Origin of the sequence: Pararobbsia alpina (assembly GCF_902859895.1) — a bacterium.
Lineage (GTDB): Bacteria > Pseudomonadota > Gammaproteobacteria > Burkholderiales > Burkholderiaceae > Pararobbsia > Pararobbsia alpina.
The window spans coordinates 39,186-60,207 of record NZ_CADIKM010000028.1; the positions used below are offsets into that span (position 1 = coordinate 39,186).

At 62.7% G+C, this 21,022-nt stretch carries 16 protein-coding genes, 1 tRNA gene and 2 pseudogenes; 10 read left to right on the plus strand and 9 right to left on the minus strand.

Annotation, left to right across the window (positions count from 1 at the left end):
- The first annotated feature begins 82 nt into the window (after positions 1-82).
- From HV670_RS21540 to HV670_RS21555, 4 genes are all read left to right on the plus strand, one after another.
- Positions 83-1,657 (plus strand): ABC transporter ATP-binding protein, encoded by a 1,575-nt coding sequence (locus HV670_RS21540; RefSeq protein WP_175106908.1) that lies wholly within the window; start codon positions 83-85, stop codon positions 1,655-1,657.
- Positions 1,658-1,663: 6 nt separating this feature from the next.
- Positions 1,664-2,770, plus strand: coding sequence for an ABC transporter permease (locus tag HV670_RS21545; RefSeq protein ID WP_175106910.1), 1,107 nt, complete (start codon positions 1,664-1,666; stop codon positions 2,768-2,770).
- Positions 2,771-2,809: 39 nt separating this feature from the next.
- On the plus strand, positions 2,810-3,739 hold the full coding sequence (locus HV670_RS21550) for an ABC transporter permease (RefSeq protein ID WP_175106912.1): 930 nt from the start codon (positions 2,810-2,812) through the stop codon (positions 3,737-3,739).
- 110 nt (positions 3,740-3,849) lie between these two features.
- Positions 3,850-5,445 (plus strand): ABC-F family ATPase, encoded by a 1,596-nt coding sequence (locus HV670_RS21555; RefSeq protein ID WP_175106914.1) that lies wholly within the window; start codon positions 3,850-3,852, stop codon positions 5,443-5,445.
- On the opposite strand, the gene HV670_RS21560 is transcribed toward HV670_RS21555, so the two are convergent.
- The 3 genes from HV670_RS21560 to HV670_RS21570 form a co-directional block, all read right to left on the minus strand.
- Positions 5,442-5,639: a DUF1289 domain-containing protein gene (locus HV670_RS21560; RefSeq protein WP_175106916.1), complete on the minus strand. Its 198-nt coding sequence runs from the start codon at positions 5,637-5,639 to the stop codon at positions 5,442-5,444. The genes HV670_RS21555 and HV670_RS21560 overlap by 4 nt on opposite strands.
- Before the next feature lie 111 nt (positions 5,640-5,750).
- Positions 5,751-7,262, minus strand: a complete 1,512-nt coding sequence (locus HV670_RS31170) for a phospholipase A (RefSeq protein ID WP_246257788.1) — start codon at positions 7,260-7,262, stop codon at positions 5,751-5,753.
- 144 nt (positions 7,263-7,406) lie between these two features.
- Complete coding sequence (locus HV670_RS21570; RefSeq protein WP_175106945.1) at positions 7,407-8,720, minus strand: Nramp family divalent metal transporter; 1,314 nt, start codon at positions 8,718-8,720, stop codon at positions 7,407-7,409.
- Positions 8,721-9,071: 351 nt separating this feature from the next.
- On the opposite strand from HV670_RS21570, the gene HV670_RS21575 reads away from it, so the two are divergent.
- The gene (locus tag HV670_RS21575; protein WP_246257792.1) at positions 9,072-10,184 is read left to right on the plus strand and encodes a polyamine ABC transporter substrate-binding protein; all 1,113 of its coding nucleotides are present in this window, start codon (positions 9,072-9,074) and stop codon (positions 10,182-10,184) included.
- A 114-nt stretch (positions 10,185-10,298) separates the two neighbouring features.
- Here the strand turns inward: HV670_RS21575 and argE are convergent, their stop codons facing one another.
- Positions 10,299-11,543: an acetylornithine deacetylase gene (gene argE, locus HV670_RS21580; RefSeq protein ID WP_175106918.1), complete on the minus strand. Its 1,245-nt coding sequence runs from the start codon at positions 11,541-11,543 to the stop codon at positions 10,299-10,301.
- Between the two features lie 163 nt (positions 11,544-11,706).
- Positions 11,707-15,261: a transcription-repair coupling factor gene (gene mfd, locus HV670_RS21585; protein WP_175106920.1), complete on the minus strand. Its 3,555-nt coding sequence runs from the start codon at positions 15,259-15,261 to the stop codon at positions 11,707-11,709.
- A gap of 268 nt (positions 15,262-15,529) precedes the next feature.
- Between mfd and ispD the strand changes: the two genes are divergently transcribed.
- Both ispD and ispF read left to right on the plus strand, forming a co-directional pair.
- Positions 15,530-16,258, plus strand: coding sequence for a 2-C-methyl-D-erythritol 4-phosphate cytidylyltransferase (ispD, locus tag HV670_RS21590; RefSeq protein WP_246257794.1), 729 nt, complete (start codon positions 15,530-15,532; stop codon positions 16,256-16,258).
- Positions 16,255-16,737, plus strand: coding sequence for a 2-C-methyl-D-erythritol 2,4-cyclodiphosphate synthase (gene ispF, locus HV670_RS21595; RefSeq protein ID WP_175106922.1), 483 nt, complete (start codon positions 16,255-16,257; stop codon positions 16,735-16,737). Before ispD ends, ispF begins: the two co-directional genes overlap by 4 nt.
- Before the next feature lie 25 nt (positions 16,738-16,762).
- Here the strand turns inward: ispF and HV670_RS32290 are convergent.
- From HV670_RS32290 to ompR, 3 genes and pseudogenes are all read right to left on the minus strand, one after another.
- A pseudogene (locus HV670_RS32290) lies at positions 16,763-17,161 on the minus strand (ATP-binding protein); the annotation flags it as partial.
- Positions 17,155-18,211 (minus strand): annotated as a pseudogene (locus HV670_RS21600) (histidine kinase dimerization/phospho-acceptor domain-containing protein); the annotation flags it as partial. The pseudogenes HV670_RS32290 and HV670_RS21600, both read right to left, overlap by 7 nt.
- 33 nt (positions 18,212-18,244) lie before the next feature.
- Positions 18,245-18,970 carry an osmolarity response regulator transcription factor OmpR gene (gene ompR, locus HV670_RS21605; RefSeq protein WP_175106926.1) on the minus strand — a complete coding sequence of 242 codons (726 nt, stop codon included), beginning with the start codon at positions 18,968-18,970 and terminating at the stop codon, positions 18,245-18,247.
- 137 nt (positions 18,971-19,107) lie between these two features.
- On the opposite strand from ompR, the gene HV670_RS31890 reads away from it, so the two are divergent.
- Complete coding sequence (locus HV670_RS31890; protein ID WP_281362435.1) at positions 19,108-19,233, plus strand: hypothetical protein; 126 nt, start codon at positions 19,108-19,110, stop codon at positions 19,231-19,233.
- Positions 19,230-19,511, plus strand: coding sequence for a hypothetical protein (locus HV670_RS31175; RefSeq protein WP_246257796.1), 282 nt, complete (start codon positions 19,230-19,232; stop codon positions 19,509-19,511). The genes HV670_RS31890 and HV670_RS31175 overlap by 4 nt, the downstream gene beginning before the upstream one ends.
- Before the next feature lie 132 nt (positions 19,512-19,643).
- Here HV670_RS31175 and HV670_RS21610 read toward each other — a convergent pair whose 3' ends face one another.
- Positions 19,644-20,621, minus strand: coding sequence for a 2-dehydropantoate 2-reductase (locus tag HV670_RS21610; RefSeq protein WP_175106927.1), 978 nt, complete (start codon positions 20,619-20,621; stop codon positions 19,644-19,646).
- Positions 20,622-20,910: 289 nt separating this feature from the next.
- On the opposite strand from HV670_RS21610, the gene HV670_RS21615 reads away from it, so the two are divergent.
- Positions 20,911-20,997: transfer RNA gene (locus tag HV670_RS21615), tRNA-Leu, on the plus strand.
- Positions 20,998-21,022 lie beyond the last annotated feature (25 nt).

Here is a 21,022-nt window from a genome sequence, read left to right on the forward strand (position 1 = left end):
CGGGCTCGACGCGCTGCGGCAAATTCGGTATTGTCGCTCGCAAAGGACGAAGGCTAACGCGCCCACATCGAACGAGAAGCGAATGAAACAACCTGTCGAACAACGCGCGGCTGAGTTGGCTCGCCTGGAGCTGATCGGGATCACCAAGCAGTACCCGGCTGTGCTCGCGAACGACAATGTGTCGCTGGTCGTCAAGCCCGGCGAGATTCATGCCGTGCTCGGCGAGAACGGCGCAGGCAAGAGCACGTTGATGAAGATCATCTACGGCGCGGTGCATCCCGACGCCGGCGAGATCATCTGGGATGGCGAGACGGTCTCGATCCCGACCCCTTCCGCCGCGCGCCGGCTCGGCATCGGTATGGTGTTTCAGCACTTCTCGCTGTTCGAGACGCTGACCGTGACCGAGAACATCGCGCTCGCGCTCGATCAGCCTTTCGACCTCAAGGCGCTGGCGACCCGCGTGCGCGAGGTTTCCGCCGAGTATGGCCTCGATGTCGATCCACAGCGTCATGTGCACAGCCTCACGGTCGGCGAACGCCAGCGAGTCGAGATCGTGCGATGCCTGCTTCAGGATCCGCGCTTGCTGATCATGGACGAACCGACCTCGGTGCTGACCCCGCAGGCCGTTCGCAAGCTCTTCGGCACCTTGCGGCGTCTTGCGTCCGAAGGGCGCAGCATTCTCTACATCAGCCACAAGCTCGACGAAATCCAGGAGCTCTGCACCAATGCGACCGTGATGCGCGCCGGCCGAGTGACCGGCCGCGTCGATCCGCGCGGCGAAACACCGGCCAGGCTCGCGACACTGATGGTTGGCCATGCATTGCCCGACTACCAGCGCAAGACGCATGCGCGTGGTGAAACGCTGCTCGCCGTCGACAAGCTCACGTTGCCGAGTATCGATCCATTCGGGACATCGCTGCGCGATGTGTCCTTCGAGGTGAAGGCGGGGGAAATCCTCGGCATTGCGGGCGTCTCGGGCAATGGGCAGGCCGAGTTGTTGTCGGTGCTCTCGGGCGAGACGCGCTCGGCGCAGGCCCAGTCGGTACGCCTGCTAGGTAAGCCAATCGGCCGCATGAGTGCGAATGCGCGTCGCTCGCTTGGTTTTGCGTTTGTGCCCGAAGAACGCCTGGGCCGCGGCGCGGTACCCTCGCTCCCGCTGTCGGACAACGCCTTGTTGACCGCCCACCGGCAGGGCATGGTGCGTGGAGGCTGGCTTAACCACAAGGCGATGCGCGCGTTTGCGAAGCGCTGCATCGACGCCTTCGATGTGCGGTGCGGCGGCACCGAGGCCGTTGCGCAAAGCCTGTCGGGCGGCAATCTGCAGAAGTTCATCGTCGGACGCGAACTGCTCCTGGCGCCGCGCGTGCTGGTTGTCGCCCAGCCGACCTGGGGCGTCGATGTCGGCGCGGCAGCCTTCATTCGCCAACAGTTGCTCGACCTGGCCGCACGCGGTGCCGCCATTCTCGTGGTCTCCGAAGAGCTCGATGAGCTGCTCGAGATCAGTGATCGGATCGCCGTGATCGCGCGTGGCAAGCTCTCGCCGATCCGCGAAACGCGAGACACGAACGCCGAGCAGATCGGGCTGTGGATGGCCGGTCTGTTCGACACGGCCGCGCAGCCGGCCGCTGAGGCCCAACACATCGCCGCCAACGCCTGAGATCCCATGAATTTTCCCTACCAACTCGAAGCGCGTGTCGCTCCTTCGCGGGCCATGCAGTTCGCCGTGCCGCTGGTCGCACTCGCGCTCACGCTCGTGATCGGCTGGCTGATCTTCGGCCTCGTCGGGCGCGATCCCGGCGTCGCGATGAAAGCGTTTTTCATCGACCCGATCTCGACGCGCAGCGGCCTCGCCGAACTCCTGCTCAAGGCCTCGCCGCTCTGCCTGATCGGCTTGGGTCTCGCCATCGGCTACCGCGCGAACGTCTGGAACATCGGTGCCGAAGGACAGATGCTCGTCGGCGGTATTTGCGCCGCCGGCGTTGCGATTCATATCGACAATGACAGCGGCTGGTGGCTGCTGCCGCTGATGATGCTCGCCGGTGTCATCGGAGGCATGCTCTGGGCCGCGGTGCCCGCCTTTCTGAAGACGCGCTTCAATACGAACGAGACGCTCGTGAGCCTGATGCTCACGTATGTGGCCACGCAGTTGCTGATCTATCTGGTCAGCGGTCCGTGGCGCGATCCGAACGGCATGAACTTCCCCCTGTCACAGTCGTTCACCGACGACGCGCTGTTCCCGCGACTCTATGCGGGCTTTCACTGGATGTTCTGGAAGGGCACGCGAATCAATGCGTCCGTATTGGTCACGCTGATCGCGATTCCCATTACATGGGCGTACATGAAAAAGAGCTTTGCCGGCTTCAAGATGAATGTCGGCGGCTTGGCACCGCTCGCCGCGCGTTACGCGGGGTTTTCGGATGCGCGAACCATCTGGTCGGCGCTGCTGATCAGCGGGGCGACCGCCGGTCTCGCGGGTGTCTCCGAGATCGCCGGGCCGGTCGGTCAGCTTCAGTCGACGTGGTCGCCCGGCTACGGTTTCACCGCGATCATCTGCGTGTTTGTCGGGCGGCTCCATCCGGTCGGCATCACGCTTGCGAGTCTGCTGATGGCCTTGCTCTACCTGGGTGGCGAGTCGGTCCAGATCTCCCTGCAACTGCCACAGGCGATCAGTGGCGTGTTCCAGGGCCTGCTGCTCTTTTCGCTGCTGGGCTGCGATCTGTTCGTCAACTACCGCGTGCGCCGCCGTGTGGCGACCGGACTCGCGCACTGATCAATGCGCTTCGAATACTGAGACGAAGGAAATCCCCTCATGAATCTGGGTCCGATCACAGCGCTGACGGCGAGCGCCGTCGTTGCCGCGATTCCGCTGATGCTCGCCGGTCTCGGCGAGCTGATTACCGAGAAGTCCGGCGTGCTCAATCTGGGCGTCGAAGGCATGATGCTGATGGGTGCGGTCACCGGCTACGCGATCACGACGATCACCGGCAATCCCTGGATCGGCCTCGTGGCCGGTGCGGGGGCCGGGCTGCTGATGTCCGCGCTGTTCGGCGTGCTGACCCTGACGCTGCTCGCGAACCAGGTGGCCACCGGCCTGTCGCTGACGATCTTCGGCATCGGCCTGTCAGCATATGTCGGCAAGCCCTATACATCGGCCTCGATCCCGATCTCGATCGGTGCGATGCCGATACCCGGCCTGAGCAGGATTCCGGTTCTCGGGCCGGCGGTCTTTTCGCTGACGCCGGTCGACTACCTGACTTTCCTGCTGTTCATCGTGGTCGGCTGGTTTCTCTACCGGACTCGTGCGGGCCTCGTGCTGCGCGCGGTCGGCGAGTCGCCGGCCGTCGCGCACTCGGTCGGTCACCCCGTGGTGGCGGTGCGTTATGGCGCGACGCTGTTCGGCGGCCTGATGTCGGGCCTGGCCGGCGCTTACTACTCGATCATCAACCTGCACACGTGGCAGGAGAACATCACGGCCGGCCGTGGCTGGATCGCGCTCGCGCTGGTCGTGTTCGCGACCTGGCGGCCGGGCCGCCTGATCATCGGCGCGCTGCTGTTCGGCGTCGTGATGGCCCTGCAGTTCTACGCACAGGGGATCGGCATCGCCATCCCGACACAATGGCTTGCGATGCTGCCTTACCTCGCGACGGTCGTGGTGCTGGTCATCATCTCGCGCAATCCGACCACGATCAAACTCAATTCGCCGGCCTCACTCGGCAAGCCCTTTTTTGCGAGCAATTGAGCTCGTGAGGCGAAGATGACTCGGCGATGACGCAACGGGGGCTGAGGGTAGGTCCCCGAAATGCTAAAATCGCAGACTTTCCCAGTTATCTCTTCCAAAGGGCGCGCGCAGTGCTGTCTACCGCCAATATCACGATGCAATTCGGGGCCAAACCCCTGTTCGAAAACATTTCGGTCAAATTCGGCGAGGGCAACCGCTACGGGCTGATCGGCGCGAACGGGTGCGGCAAGTCGACGTTCATGAAAATCCTCGGCGGCGACCTCGAAGCCAGCGGGGGCAACGTCATGCTCGACCCGAACGTGCGCCTGGGCAAGCTGAAGCAGGACCAGTTCGGCTACGAAGACATGCGCGTGCTCGACGTCGTGATGATGGGCCACACCGAGATGTGGAAGGCGATGTCCGATCGCGACGCGATCTATGCCGACCCGGACGCGACCGACGACGACTATATGCGCGCGGCCGACCTCGAGGCGAAGTTCGCCGAATACGACGGCTACACGGCCGAAGCGCGCGCCGGGGAACTGCTGCTGGGCGTGGGCATTCCGATCGACCAGCACGCGGGCACGATGAGCGACGTCGCACCAGGCTGGAAGCTGCGCGTGCTGCTCGCCCAGGCGCTGTTCTCGAATCCGGACGTGCTCCTGCTCGACGAACCGACCAATAACCTCGACATCAATACGATCCGCTGGCTCGAAGATGTGCTGAACCAGCGCAATTCGACGATGATCATCATTTCGCACGATCGACACTTCCTGAACCAGGTCTGCACGCATATGGCGGACATGGACTACGGTACGCTGAAGGTCTACCCGGGTAACTACGACGACTATATGCTCGCGTCGGCCCAGGCACGCGAGCGGCAGATCAGCGCGAACACGAAGGCGAAGGAGCGCGTCGCCGAGTTGCAGGACTTCGTGCGCCGCTTTTCGGCGAACAAGTCGAAAGCGCGCCAGGCCACCAGCCGCGCGAAGCAGATCGAGAAAATCAAGGTCGAGGACGTCAAGCCTTCATCGCGCCAGAATCCGTTTATCCGCTTCGAGATGGAAAAGAAGCTGCACAATCTCGCCGTGTCCGGCGAGCAGATGCGCAAGACTTACGAGCGCACGATTTTCTCGAATCTCGACCTGACCGTGCAGGCTGGCGAGAAGATCGCGATCATCGGTGAGAACGGTGCGGGCAAGACGACGTTGCTGCGCTCGCTGCTGGGTGCCGTGCCGATCGACGGCGGTTCGATCAAGTGGGCCGAGAATGCGAACGTCGGTTACATGCCGCAGGACACCTACGAAGAGTTTCCCAACGATGTGACGCTGACCGACTGGATCCAGCGTTTCACGCAGGAAGGCGACGACGACCAGATGGTGCGCGGCACCCTCGGGCGCCTGCTGTTCGGCGGTGACGATGTGCGCAAGTCGGTCAAGGTGCTGTCAGGCGGTGAAAAGGGCCGCATGATCTTCGGCAAGCTGATGCTCGGCCGGCACAATGTGCTGATGATGGACGAGCCGACCAATCACATGGACATGGAGTCGATCGAGTCGCTGCAGATCGCGCTCGAACGGTTCGACGGCACGCTGGTGTTCGTGTCGCACGACCGCGAGTTCGTCAACGGACTGGCTTCGCGGATCATCGAAGTGCGCAACAACGGCAAGGTCAACGACTACCACGGCAGCTACGAGGACTACCTGCAGAGCCAGGGTATCGACTCCTAGACTTTGCGAAGGAACCGCATCGCGGTTCCTTCCCTGACAATCCGGTCCCAGATGGCGCGCTTTTCCTCGTCGCTGAGGAAGACCCAGTTCGATACTTCGACCGCGGTGCGCCCGCATCCTTTGCAGACTTCGTCGAACAGCGTCGAGCAGACACCGATGCAGGGGCTGTCCGGGAGGTCGTGCAGGTTAGACATGGGGCGCTTCGTCAAGGGGCTGGCCGGAATCCGGCAAGACCCAATTATACGAAATGGGAGACCAGGCCGCCGTGCACGCGATGCAGTCACGCGCTCCCAATCTTCCAATCCTCACCGCGAAATGCTGTAGCCGATGCGCACCGCGTTTGTACGGCTGTTGTAGTCGATCAGCGTCTCCCCATACCCGCTGAATACGTCGAGGAAGAGATACCCGCCGAAGCCCGCGCCGAAGATTTTCCCCATCGGATAGGTCAACTGCGCATCGACGCTGCCGTATCCGTTCGAAGTGCCCTTGCGGAAAGTCGCCGCAAGTTCGAGCGCATCCGGGTCGCCATACTGGACGAGCAAATCCGCATAGCCACGGTATTTGGCGATATCGGGGTTGTCGCTTTTTTCGAGGTAGTAGTAAATCTTGGGTGAAAACACCAGCCGATTGCCCAGCACATTGTTCCAGGTCAGCGTTGGCCGCACGAATACTGTATTGATGCTGCGCGAATCGGTACCGTCCTTGCCATTGGACTCATGCTCGAGGCCGGCCTGGATACCGAGCTGCGAAAACCAGCTTGCGCGCACGCCGGTATCAGGAAGGTAGTAGAAGAGCGAAGGTTTGAAATTCGTATCTTTGAAAGGCTTGGACTCTTCACTGAGATCCCATATCGACAACTGCGTGTAACCAAAGTACAGATTGTCGAGCAGCGAACGCGAACGCGGGTCCTTCGGCTGGAAAAGCCGGTATTTGAAACTCAACTGGAATTTCGCGGTGGTGTCGCCACTCGGACCAACGGCCATATACACCGGTTCATAGAACGAGAGCCGGGTTGCTTCGACGGGCAGCGGCGCCGGCGCCGAAGCCAGGCCCGCACTCGCATCGGCCGGTGACGAGGGTGCCGGCTGCGCCGCAACGATGGCGCCGCCCGCCGTCCCGGTGCCGACCGCGACATTCGAACCAGGTGTCGTACCCTCAGCAGCCACGCCGGCGGTCTCGTTCGTGCCTTGCGCGGCGGTCATGCCACTGGTGCCACCGCCCGAAGCGCCATTCGTGGCGGTTGGGGTTCCAGCGCTTCCTGTTCCTTCTGTTGCGGCGTTTGTTGCGGCATTTGACGCAACGTTCGGTGTAGTAATCGGCACAAGCGGTGCGGCGGCGGTCGTCGCATTCCCAGCGGCTTGCGCCCCCCAGTTCAGAACGACGAGACTCTCCGCGGCGTCGAAGCCGACCGGCACGACGCGCAGTGTGCCGCGCAAATCCTTCGGCCAGGCGATGCTGTAGACCACTTTGCGGTACTGTCCGCTTTTCAACGTGACCGAGGCCGGCTGGGCCGATGCGCGCTGCAGTGTGAGCCGGCGCGGCGGAAGGCCGTCGGTCGTGACAAGTTGGACATCGAGGCTCGCGGGAATCTCGTAGCGTTGTGAACCGGGGGCGTCCTGTGCGAGTAATAAGGTCAGCGTGAGCGGTTGTTCGCCAGCCAGTTCGCGGGGCGGCTGAAGGAGCGTCACGGTTGCGTACGAGGGCGAACCGAAGCACAGACCCAACCAGGCCGCGAGCGACAGCGGCAGCCAGACAGGCATGGCAGGGTAGTGTCGGCGCCGCGGGGCGTGATTGAAGTGCGGCATGAGGTGAACCAAGGAGATCTCCTGTGAATCTATGGCCGCACTTTAATCGATCAACTGTTTCGATTTAGATAATGTCGCTGAAATTGGATAAGAAAATGGATAAGAAAATGGCCCCAAACAAATAGGATTATTCCTCGGTAAAGCTGTGCCCGTCGTTTACCCCGAGACAGTTTGCCAAAGCAAGGCCGCATTCAAGGCGAGAATGACGCCGGTGCATGTCCAGGCCGCGAGCAGCGGAATACCGCCGACGCGCCATTTGCCCATGAGCTTGCGGTCCGAGGCAAACCGCACGAGCGGCACGACCGCGAGCGGCAATTGCAGGCTCAGCACGACCTGGCTCGCGACGAGCAATTCATTCGAACCATGATCGCCGAACAGCGCGACCGCACCGAGCGCTGGCCCGATCGCGACGATTCGGGTGATCAGCGTGCGCTGCCATGCCTTGACGCGCAGATTCAGGAAGCCTTCCATCACGACCTGTCCCGCGAGCGTGCCGGTCACCGTCGAATTGAGCCCACAGGCGAGCAGGGCCGCGGCAAACAGCAAGCCGGCCCAGTGATTGCCGAGCAGGGGCTCGATCAGGCGCTGCGCGTCGGCGAGGTCGGTCACCTGGCTATGCCCGGATGCATGGAACACTGCGGCCGCGAGGATCAACAATGCCGCATTGATGACGAACGCGAAGCTCAACGAGCCGAAGGTATCGGCATTGACGCCGCGCAGCGCGGCACGGACTTCGGACGAACGGCGAGCGCCGCCGTGTTCCTTGACGAGTGCAGAATGCAGATACAGATTGTGCGGCATGACGGTCGCGCCGATGATGCCGGTCGCGAGCCACAACATGCCCGCGCTCGTGACAAGGTGCGTCGACGGGACAAACCCCGTGAGCGCGGCGTGCCAGTCGGGCTTCGCCAGCGCGAGCTGGGCGACGAAGCATAAAGCGACGAACAGGATCAGCGCGGTGACAACAGTTTCGAGCGAGCGCGCGCCTCGGCGCTTGAGCAACAGCATCGCGAAGCTGCCGATTGCGGCGATTACGACTCCGACGCTCAGCGATACGCCAAGGAGCAACTGGAGCGCGACGGCACTGCCAACCAGCTCCGCGACATCGCAGGCGATGATCGCGACCTCGCTGGCGACCCAGAGCCACATCGCCGTGCGCCGCGAATAGTGCTCACGCGACAGCTGGGCGAGATCCCGACCCGTCACGACGCCGATGCGCGACGACAACCATTGAAGCAGCATGGCCATCAGACTGGAGGCGGCCACCACGGCGAGCAACGCATAACCGAACTGCGCACCCCCCGCGAGCGCGGTCGCCCAGTTGCCCGGATCCATATAGCCGACCGCGATCAGCGCACCCGCGCCGACGAAGCTGAACCACTTCGGCGAAGGACGCACGAGCGCCGGCGACTGCGGTGTGGCAGGCGCCGGCGTGGGTGTCGGGGGTATGGCAAGTGTCGGGGCGTCCATCTCATTCTCCAGCCGGTGGCGAAGCCGGCGTTTCAATCTCTCTTCGATCAGATAGTAGTAATTCTCATTTGATGAGGCCATTGGATATTTCTGATCGGGTCGATAGTGTGCCGCACCGCGGCTGGATAGGATGGACGAACAGCTTGGGAGATTCAGACGCTTTGAGCAGAGCCCTTTATGACATCCAGAGGACTCAGCCCTGAAAAAACATCGTTCAAACGCTTTAATCCCGCAAAGTTTTCAACAATAATGACGCCGCAGTTCGCGGGCCGACCGGAGGCGAATGGGTTTCTGACGCGCCGCCGACTCGTGTATCTTGGTGGTGAGAGCCACGGCTTGACGGAGAATAATATGATGAAGCGGAAAGCACAGACGTACCTCGCCCGCACCGCGGCGCTCCTGTTGGCATTCACGACGGCCGGCACGGCTATCGCGAAGGACACGCAACTCAATATCTATAACTGGTCCGACTACATTGCGAAGGATACAGTCTCGAATTTCGTGAAGCAGACCGGCATCCAGGTCAAGTACGACAACTACGACAGCGACGACACGCTACAGGCCAAGCTGCTCGCCGGCCATTCGGGCTACGACATCGTCGTGCCAACCACCAACTATGCGGGCAAGCAGATTGCCGCGGGCATCTACGAGCCGCTCGACAAATCGAAGCTGCCGAACCTCAAGTATCTCGACCCGAACCTCATGGCATTGGTAGCGGGCGCCGATCCAGGTAACAAGTACGCGGTGCCTTGGGCATACGGGACAACAGGCCTTGGCTACAACGTGACCAAGGCCGAGGCGGCACTCGGCAAGGGCACGCCGCTCGACAGCTGGGACGTGATGTTCAAGCCAGAGAACCTTTCGAAGCTCAAGTCGTGTGGCGTCTCGGTGCTCGACGCGCCCGACCAGATGTTCGCGGCCGCGTTGCACTACATCGGCAAGGATCCGAACAGCACCAACCCGGCCGACTACCGCGCCGCGCTGGACATGATGAAGAAGATCCGCCCGTACATCACGCAGTTCAACTCGTCGGGCTATATCAACGATCTCGCGGGCGGCGACATCTGCTTCGCCTTCGGTTTCTCGGGCGACTTGATCATCGCGAAAAAGCGTGCTCTCGATGCGAAGAAGCCGTTCGTGCTCAATTACCTGATTCCGAAGGGCGGTGCGCCGATCTGGTTCGACGTGATGGTGATTCCGAAGGATGCCGCGCACAAGGACGCCGCGCTGCAATGGATCAACTACATCGAGACCCCGGAAGTGCATGCGGCGATCACCAATGAGGTGTTCTATCCGAGCGCGAACATGGAAGCACGCAAGTTCGTCGCAAAGGATGTCGCGAACGACCCGGGTGTCTATCCGCCGCCCGAAGTGCTGAAGACGCTGTTCCTGCTCAAGCCGTTGCCACTTGAAATCAGCCGTCTTGAGACCCGCCTGTGGACGGAGTTCAAGACGGGCCGTTGAGGACGGATGACTCGCGGACGGATGACTCGCCGGGCGCGCAAGCGCGGCGGCCGGGTGAGAAGGTGGTAGTCCGGTGAGTGTTCCCCTGCAACGCTCACCCCCTCGGCATGGCGCTCAGGCGAGCGCCATGCTCCGGATCAGTTTGGCCACGAAGGCTTCGCACTGGACAATCTGGTCGAGCAGCACGAATTCGTTGGGCTTGTGCGCCTGTTCGATATCGCCGGGGCCGCAGATCACGCTCGGGATGCCCGCGCGCTGGAACAGACCCGCTTCCGTGCCGTAGGCAACCTTGTGGACCGCCTGGTCCGCCGTCAGGGCACGCACGAGCCGTGTGACCGCATCCTGTTCGGAGGCTTCAAGCGAGGGTGAGGCCGAGCGCCGCGTGAATTCAATCGACGCATGGGGGGCGACCTTGCGCATCTCGGGCACGAGCGTCTCGCGCGCATAGGTCTCGATGCGTTCGATGAGCTTGTGGGTATCGACACCCGGCAGCGTCCGGTATTCGAAGACGAATTCGCAGAGTTCCGGCACCGTGTTGACCGCGATGCCGCCCTGGATCTGGCCCGTCGAGGCGGTCGAGAACGGAACATCGAAATCTTCGTCGAACGGGCCCTCGCGCTTGAGACCATCGGCGATGTCACGTATATGGCAGATCAGCCGCGCGGCATATTCGATGGCGTTGACGCCCTTCGGTGTCAGCGACGAGTGCGTCGCGTGTCCGCGCACGCAGCAGCGGTATGAATTGATGCTCTTGTGTGCAACGATCGGCCGCATGCTGGTGGGTTCACCGACGATACAGCCGTCGGGCCTCACGCCGCGTTCCTGAAGTTCGGCGATCATCGACGGCGCACCAATGCAGCCGATTTCCTCGTCGTACGAAAACGCGAAATGCACCGGCTTGTCGAGTCGGGTTGCGAGCAGATCGGGCAGGGCAGTCAGCACGACGCCGATATAGCCTTTCATATCGCAACTGCCGCGTCCGAACAGCTTCCCGTCGCGCACGACGGGGACGAACGGGTCGGTGTCCCATTGTTGTCCATCGACCGGCACGACGTCGGTATGGCCCGACAGGACCAGGCCGCCTTGTGTCGCACCGCTGGCGGCGGGAATCGTCGCGAACAGGTTGGCCTTGTTGTGGCCTGCGTCGTAGGTCAGGGTCGAGGTGATGCCGCGATGCGTCAAATGGTCGCGAATGGTTTCGATCAGGCCGAGATTCGACTCGCGGCTGACGGTATTGAATGCGATCAGGCGCTCGATCCAGTCGAGCGAGCGCGGCCGCGCCAAGTCCGGCCGCTTCCCATCGGGGCTGGCGTCGCCGGTGTCGCGGACGGCGCGCGCGGTTTCAGCGATATCTGACATGACAACTCTCCTGCGAGGGTAGTCCACCGATCATAGCGCAAAGTGGTGAAGCGGCCTCGGTGGCGCGCCGGAGTCGACGAGGCTCGGCCGCTTCCAGCCTACGGGCTCCGCGCCGCCTTCCTCCGCCTTCCTTTTGCCCCTGCCGGCCCAACTCGACTGCTTCCTACCTGCCCGATGCGGCGGCAGCCTGCCTGGCCGGACCACCGAGCGCACGCAAGGTCTCCTTGATCGTCGCGATACGCACCGTGAAGTCGGGGCTGCGTGCCTCGATGCGCAACCTGTCCTGGCCCGCGAGCTTGATATGCCGGTTCTTCTGCACCATCTCGATGATCCGCATCGCATCGATCGGCGGATTCGGGATGAACTGCAAGGCGATCACGTCTTCCGACGCGTCGATCTTCGCGACGCCGAGCGGCTTGGCCACGAGCCGCAGCCGGTGCGTTTCGATCAGCGCCTGTGCCTGCGGCGGCAGCTTGCCGAAACGGTCGATCAATTCCTCATGGACGTTGTCGATCGAATCGCTCGTCTCGCAGTTCGCGAGCCGCTTGTACAGCGACAGGCGCTCCTGCACGTCGCCGCAGTAGTCCGAAGGCAGGATCGCGGGCATATGCAGGTTGATCTCGGTCGTCGCCGCGAGCGGCGCGAGCAGGTCCGGTTCCTTGCCGTTCTTGAGCGCCTTGACCGCATCGTTGAGCATGTCGGTATAGAGCTGGAATCCGATCTCGTGGATTTCGCCCGACTGCTTGTCGCCGAGCACTTCGCCCGCGCCGCGGATCTCGAGATCGTGCATCGCGAGATAGAAGCCCGCGCCGAGTTCTTCCATTTGCTGGATCGCTTCGAGACGGCGCGTCGCCTGCTTGGTCAGCGCCGACGGGTCGTGGACCATCATGTACGCATAGGCCTGATGGTGCGAGCGGCCGACACGTCCGCGCAACTGATGCAGTTGCGCGAGGCCGAACTTGTCGGCGCGGTGAAGCAGGATCGTGTTGGCACTCGGCACGTCGATGCCGGTTTCGATGATCGTCGTGCAGAGCAGGACGTTCGCGCGTTGCGAGACGAAGTCGCGCATGACGCGCTCGAGTTCGCGTTCGTGCATCTGGCCATGTGCGACGACGATACGCGCTTCAGGCACGAGTTGTTCGAGGTGCGCCTTGCGGTTCTCGATCGTTTCGACTTCATTGTGCAGATAGTAGACCTGCCCGCCGCGCTTGAGCTCGCGCAACATCGCTTCGCGGACCACGCTGTCTTCCTCGCGGCGCACGAAAGTCTTGATCGCGAGACGCTTCTGCGGCGCGGTTGCAATCACCGAGAAATCGCGCAGCCCTTCGAGCGCCATGCCGAGCGTGCGGGGGATCGGGGTCGCGGTCAGCGTGAGGACATCGACCTCGGCGCGCAGGGCCTTGAGCGCCTCTTTCTGGCGCACCCCGAAACGGTGTTCCTCGTCGATGATCACGAGGCCGAGCCGCTTGAACTTCACATCGGGCGAGAGCAGCTTGTGCGTGCCGATCACGATATCGACCGTGCCCTCGTTGAGGGCGGCGACCGAGGTCGAGACTTCCTTGGTCGACTTGAAACGCGAGAGCTCGGCGATCCGGACCGGCCAGTCGGCGAACCGGTCCGAGAAGGTGTTGAAGTGCTGTTCGGCGAGCAGTGTGGTCGGCGAAAGAATCGCGACCTGCTTGCCGCCGAGCACGGCGATGAATGCCGCACGCAATGCGACCTCGGTCTTGCCGAAACCGACGTCGCCGCATACCAGGCGGTCCATCGGCTTGCCGCTCGTCATGTCGGCGATGACGGCCGAGATCGCCGCATCCTGGTCCGGCGTCTCTTCGAAGCCGAAGCTTTCCGCGAATTTCTCATAGTCGCGCGGTTCGAGCGGGAACGCATGACCCTGGCGCAGTGCGCGGCGGGCATAGAGATTCAGCAACTCGGCCGCGGTATCGCGGATCTGCTGCGCGGCCTTGCGGCGCGCCTTCTCCCACTGGCCCGAACCGAGCGCATGGAGCGGCGCCGTATCCGGATCGGCACCGCTGTAGCGCGAGATCACATGAAGCTGCGAGACGGGCACGTACAGCTTGCTGTCGGTCGCATATTGCAGATGGAGAAACTCGGTCTCGCCTTCGCCGAGATCCATCGTGACCAGCCCCAGATAGCGGCCGATGCCGTGCTGGGAATGGACGATCGGGTCGCCGACCTTGAGTTCCGACAGATCCCGGACCATCGAATCGACATTGCTCGCCTGTTCCTGGCGGCGCCGGCCGCTGCGGCGCGCAAGCTTGCCGTAGAGCTCGTTCTCGGTAACAAGCGCGACGCCCTCTGCGCGCAATACGAAGCCGCTTGCGAGCGGCGCCACCGCGATGCCGAAAGTCGTGCCCGGGGTGGCGGTGAAGGCGTCGAAGCTGTCGACGAATTGCGCGCGCAGGCCGTTGTCCCCCATCAACTGAGCGATCGTTTCGCGCCGTCCAGCCGACTCGGCGACCAGCAGAACACGTTGCACGCCAGCGCTGACAAAGCTGCGTAGCGACATGACCGGGTCGTCGGCGTGACGGTCGACCGCGAGGTTCGGCAAGGCGCTCGCCCAGTCGCCGCTGCCCACATCGGACGGTGCCGGCAGGGCAAGGCGCGCGAACGGCTTGGCCAGGATGAACAGGTCTTCGTCGGTCAGGAACAGCTTCGATGGCTCGAGGATCGGCCGTTCGCGATCATGCGAAAGAAACGCATGGCGCTGGCGGGTGTCGCTCGTGAAACGGCGGATCGCGGCTTCTAGGTCGCCGACCAGCACGAGCTGCGCATGGGTCGGCAGGTAGTGGAACAGCGTCGCCGTTTCTTCGAAAAAGAGCGGGAGGTAGTACTCGATGCCGGCCGACGGCATGCCGCTGCCGATGTCCTTGTAGATCGGCGAACGGCTCGGATCACCCTCGAAAGTTTCGCGCCAGCGGCCTCGAAACGCCGTGCGCGCGGCTTCGTCGAATGGAAACTCGCGGCCCGGCAAGAGGCGGACTTCGCGGACCGGATAGAGGCTGCGTTGCGTATCGGGATCGAACGCGCGGATCGAGTCGACCTGATTGTCGAACATGTCGATCCGGTACGGCAAGGGCGAGCCCATCGGGAAGAGGTCGATAAGGCCGCCGCGCACGCAGTATTCACCCGGGCGCATGACCTGCCCGACGTGCTCGTAGCTCGCCAGCGTCAATTGAGCCTTGAGCTTCGCCTCGTCGAGCCGTTCGCCCTGGGCGAATTCGAACGTATAGGCGGCCATGAACGAAGCGGGCGGCATCCGGTAAAGCGCGGTCGTCGCGGGCACGATCAGGATGTCGCAGCGGCCTGCGTCGAGGTCATGAAGCGTGGCGAGACGCTCCGAGATCAGGTCCTGGTGCGGGGAGAACGAGTCGTAGGGAAGCGTTTCCCAGTCGGGCAACAGCCGCACCCGGGCTTCAGGGGCGAAGTAGCCGATTTCCGCGAACAGGCGCTGGGCGTCGACCGCGCTTGCGCACAGTACGGCCAGCAGGGGCAGATTGCCGTGATGTTGCCTGAAGTAGCGCGCGATCAGCAGGGCGTCGGACGAGCCATGGGTTCCGTCGAATGCGAAGCGGTGACCAGCCTTGCCCAGCGGGACAGGTGCGGGCACCGGGGGCGAGGGCGGCACTGGCGTCACCGCGGATGAGACTGCCGCGGCAGCGGCTGCGCTTGACGCCTCAGGCGGCACGGTGGAGACCATCGACGACGCGGCGGACGACGCAGCAGAAGACGCTTTGGATGACTTTGCAGACGGAACGGCAGGCTGGTCAGGCATAGACGGTTATTTTCAGGCTCTTCAAATGACAGCACCCCGGTGCGCAAGCGGACCGGGGATAGAGATGCGTGGCTCGCAGAGTACCGCGAACCCGGCCCCAATGCAGCAAATCGAACACGCCGGGAGAGAATGCTGCATACAGGCAAGGCGATATTATAGAATTCGCTCCTTCCTTCGACTTGCCGTTTTTCGTGTGAACCCTCGCCAGACTGACCGCCTGTATGCCCTGATCCCTTCCGCGGGGGTAGGCGCGCGCGCGGGCGCCAACATGCCCAAGCAGTATCGCGAGATCGGCGGTCGCAGCCTGCTGCACTACACGCTCGCTGCCTTCGATGCGTGCGAGGAGCTCGAGCAGACCCTGCTCGTGCTATCCGCCGATGACCGCTATTTTGATGGGCTCAATTTCGACAAGCTGCGTTTTGCCGCGCGCCGCTGCGGCGGGCCGACGCGCCATGCGAGTGTGCTCAACGGCCTGATCGCACTCGGCGAATTCGGCGCCAGTGATCACGACTGGGCGCTCGTTCACGATGCCGCGCGCCCCGGGATCACGCCGGCACTGATCCGGCAGCTGATCGACGCGGTACGCGACGACGATGTCGGCGGGATAATCGCGATGCCCCTCGCGGACACGCTCAAACGTGCGTCGCCCGATCCCGAGCTCGCGCGTATCGGCCATACGGAGCCGCGCGACGGGCTTTGGCTCGCCCAAACACCTCAGATGTTCCGCATCGGCCTGCTGCGCGATGCGCTGCTCAGGGCGCAGCAGGAGGGCTTTGCGGTGACCGATGAGGCGAGCGCGGTCGAACGCCTCGGTTATCAGCCGCGGCTCGTGCCCGGCAATCTGCGCAATTTCAAGGTTACCTACCCCGAAGATTTTGCAATGGCCGAATCCATTCTTCTAAAAAAAGGACACTCGATATGACGGCGCTGCGAATCGGACAAGGGTATGACGTACATGCTCTCGTGACCGGAAGGCCATTGATCATCGGCGGTGTGACCATTCCGTTCGACCGGGGCCTGCTCGGTCATTCGGATGCGGATGTACTGCTGCATGCCGTGACGGATGCCTTGCTCGGCGCGGCCGCGTTGGGCGATATCGGCCGGCATTTTCCGGACACCGACGAGCGGTTCCACGGCGCCGACAGTCGTGTGCTGTTGCGCGAGGCCGTGCGGCGTGTGCGCGAAGCCGGCTTCTCGATCGTCAATGTCGACACGACCGTGATTGCGCAGAAGCCCAAGCTTTCGCCCCATATTGGCGCGATGTGCGGGGTGCTGTCGGAGGATCTCGGGGTGCCGGTCGAGGCCGTCAACGTCAAGGCCAAGACCAACGAGAAGCTCGGTTATCTGGGGCGCGAAGAAGGGATCGAAGCCCAGGCCATTGCCTTGCTCGAGAAGCTTTGAACAAGTGCGCGGCAATCCTCCTCCTTCAAGCCTCGCGCTTGCTATCCCGGCTGTCCCGCTTCGATTCGCGGGCGGTGTCCCGGACGCCGTCGCGCGCCACGTCTCGCACGAGGTCACCGTCTCGGCCGGGGCCCCGATATTCGGGGAAGTTCAGCGAGACCTCGAGGCCGGGCCCCGGCTGACGGTTACGCAGCCGCAAGGCGCCGCGATGGCGTGACACGAGCCGCAGAACGATCGCCATGCCGAGCCCCGTCCCGTCGGCCTGCGTTCGTGCCGCGTCGACGCGGTAGAACGGACGCGTGACGAGCGCGATCTGATCCTCGGGAATACCGGGTCCCCGATCCGACACAAAGATGTCGACTTGCCCATGCTGTGCATACGTCGCCACGCGGATCTGCGGAATCTCCTCCTCCGAGCGCTTGCCGTATTTGCGCGCGTTCTCGAGCAGGTTGGCGATCACGCGCCGCATGTCAGTCGAGTCGCCCTCGATCAATGCGCGGTCGGCGAGCTCGAGCGTGAGATCGACCCCATCCTCACTCGCCATCCGTCCCGCGATTTCACGCACCAGCGCCGAGAGGTCGACGACTTCGGCCGTGCGTTGGGCGGGACGTGCATAGTCGAGAAAGCGGCCGATGATCCGGTCCATCTGCTCGATATCGTCGACCATCGCATCCTTTGTCAAAATATCAGCGGGACTCATCTCGGTTTCGAGGCGAAGACGTGCAAGCGGGGTGCGCAGGTCGTGTGAGATACCCGCCAGCATGACCGCGCGATCGGCCTCGAGCTGTTCAAGGTCGCGCACCATCTGGTTGAAACTTCGATTGGTCTCGGCCGCGACGCCCATGCCGCGTTCGGGCAGCGGATCCGGCACTTGTCCCGAACCGAGCTTGCGCGCGGCCAGCGCGAGCCGCGCAAACGGCCGGTTCACGAGGCTTGTGATGAAAGCCGCGCCGAACAACGAGAGTGCGAGCGCGAAAATGCCCCAGCCGAGCCACTGGAGCCCCGTGACGTTATCGAGTTGATCGCGGTCGAGCGCGACCCAGTAGTCGTCGTCGTCGATCTTGAAGCTGATCCAGACGCCTGGAATATCGTTGACCGACTGCGCGATGACGGTCTCGTTGCCGAGCCGGCCGCGCACGTCGATTTCGATCAGGCGGTTCAGCGATTCATCGGGCTGCAGCTGATATTTGTCGGACGGTTCGCGCGGATAGACGCGCACCCCTTCATTGCTTTCGAGATCCTGCAGCAAGGCGCGCCGCAGATCGGGATCGGAATAGAGAAGGGCGGTGCGGGTCAGCTTGACGATCGCGACGAGCTGCAGGGCCACGCGTTGCGCGCGGGGCTCGCGCTCGATCACGCGGAAGCTCTGGAACCATGCCGCCAGGCTGACCGCGATCAGCAGCGCGATCAGCAGGAAGGTGCGCCAGAACAGGCCGCCAAAGGCAAGCGTGAGAAGGCGCCGGTCAACTCGCATTACGGCGACCTGTCAGGAGGCGACGCGCAGAGATCAGGCCGCCCCGTCTGGAATGAAGACGTAACCAAGGCCCCATACTGTCTGGATGAAGCGAGGGCTGCCCGGATCGGGCTCGATGAGCTTGCGCAGTCGAGAGATCTGGACGTCGAGGCTGCGGTCGAACACTTCGTATTCGCGGCCACGCGCAAGCTCCATGAGTTTTTCGCGCGAGAGCGGCTGACGCGGATGGCGCGCGAAGACTTTGAGTACCGAGAACTCCCCCGTGGTGAGGGGCATCTCCTGACCGTTCTTCGTGAGCGTGCGAGTCGCAAGGTTCAGTGCGAACTCGCCGAACTCGAAGACCTCGGTGGTTTCCGACGGGGCACCCGGCAACTCCGACGGCATCTGGCGGCGCAGCACGGCATGGATGCGCGCGACGAGTTCGCGAGGGTTGAACGGCTTGGGGAGATAGTCGTCCGCACCCATTTCAAGTCCGACGATGCGATCGACATCCTCGCCCTTGGCCGTTAGCATGATGATGGGTGTGCGGTCATTGCTGCCGCGCAGGCGCCGACAGATCGACAGGCCGTCCTCGCCGGGCAGCATCAGATCGAGCACCAGCAGATCGAATCGCTCGCGCACCCAAAGCTTGTTCATCGCAGGCGCATTTTCGGCGACGTACACGTTGAAGCCCTGCTCACCGAGATAGCGGCGAAGCAAATCACGCAGGCGGGGGTCATCGTCTACTACGAGAATTTTTGACGGGTTTTTGGTTTCCATGTCGTGATCTTATCTTGATTCGTTTTTCGCGCGCCTTTTGCGCTCGGATGGACTTACAAACCGTTACAAAATTTACGGGGTCCGTGGCGCGACGAGTATTGGCGTTGCGTACACTCTGGCTCGATATCGAAATAGGTATGAACAATCTCAAAAGACGTGCTGGCTGCAATATTCGCGCCGGGCGGCACGCTTCGGATCTGGCGAAGGTGGACCATCAGCGTCGGGCGCAGGCAATGACGAAGGTATTCAAAGGTAAGCAATGACGGGGGCGGTGAGGCGTTCGTTAACGATTGGGCTATTGGGGCTCCTATTGGCTGGCGCTTCGTGCGCGCGCGCTCAGGCTGAGTCCGATGGCCGCCTTGGGCACCGCAAGATGCGCCGCCTGCCCAGGATCGTGATTCCTCCGCCGATGCCCATGATGCAAGATCCTGTTCCACCCGAAATCTCCGAACGACGTCACGATGGCCATATGAACTCCGAAGAGCGACGCTTGCTTCGGCAGCACATTGAAGACGCGGTTCGTGAGCTTTACAAACGGTAACGATCGGATGCGCAAATCACCGAATCTGAAACTTCTCAAGATTGCTTGAGAGTGTGCTTGGTGCGTGCACATTTTCAGTTGCAAGGTGATCGAAGGATCTTCTATTGAGTCCAGCCACGGATTTCATCACTGTCAATACGGGTTAGCCGCACGCTGTTGTAGCAATCCGAGTATCGCGTCGCAGTGGGGTGTCGCCAAACCGAGCTTGCGACCCAGCTCGGGGAATACGCCGAGGATCGGGCCGATCTCCATTTCGCGGTGCGCTTCGAAGTCTTGCAGCATCGATGTCTTGAACGCGCCAAGCTTGCGCGTGATGACTTCGCGTTCCGACGGCGTCATTCCTGTGTCGAGTCCGAGCTTGCGTCCGATGGCCGAAGCTTCCTCCATCATGCTGACCGCGAGCCGGTTGGTCAGCGGATCATCGAGGATCTGCGTGAGCGTGGAGCCGGTGAGGGCGCTGATCGGGTTCATGTTCATATTGCCCCAGAGCTTGATCCAGATCTCGCGATGAATGGAATCCGACAAGGCGACCTCGAAGCCACCTGTTCGCAAATCGGCGGTGAGATGTGCCGCCATGTCGTTCAGCGCGGCATGCGGGCTGCCGACGATCAACTGGTTCGCCCTGACGCGCTGAATCACGCCGGGTGCGACCTGGGCCGATGCCAGATGAACCACGCAGCCTATCGCGCGCTGAGGATCCAGCGCGGCGGAAACCTTGCCATCCGGATCGACTGCATCAAGTGTGCGCGGCTGGGGGGCGCCCTCGAGTCCGTGAAGAAACCACCATGGCAGTCCGTTCATCGCGCTGACGATCACCGTCTGCGGTCCGACCAGTGGCGCCAGTTTCGCCGCCATCGCGGGCAGCGCTTGCGCCTTGAGCGCGACGATCACGAGGTCTTGCACCCCGAAGGAGGTCGGGTCATCCGAAGCAGCAAGCCTATGACCCTGTTCAGGACCGCCGTCGGCGGGACGCACGCGCAGGCCGTGCTGACGGAGGGCCGCCAGCGTGGCGCCGCGTGCGAGCAGGCTGACTTGATGGCCTGCGTTGGACAAAGCAGCTGCAAGGAGGCCGCCGATGGCGCCGGGTCCGACGATGGTGGTGGTGGTCATGGAGTCGTGAGTGGAATTGTCGTGAGCCGTGAATTGTGAATCGTGAGGGGGCGGGCTTCAAAATCATATGCAAGCACACGCACGCACGCCAAATCCACGAGACATTGAACAGCCAATCGGCTAAACTAGCGGACTTCGCAAAGCATGGCGGTTATTCATGCCGAGCGGCGGTTTGCGGCAGGGAGACCTGATGCATTGACCGGCTCGATCCAGCAGGCTTGGCGGTTTCGGCACAACGCATTGTGCGCGGTGACGATTCCTGGCCAACGACCCATGATCGATGCCCGGCGCGAGGATGGCGAAATTGGTAGACGCACCAGGTTTAGGTCCTGACGCCAGCAATGGTGTGGGGGTTCGAGTCCCCCTCCTCGCACCACGAATTCATTCGCGTCCAGTTGCCA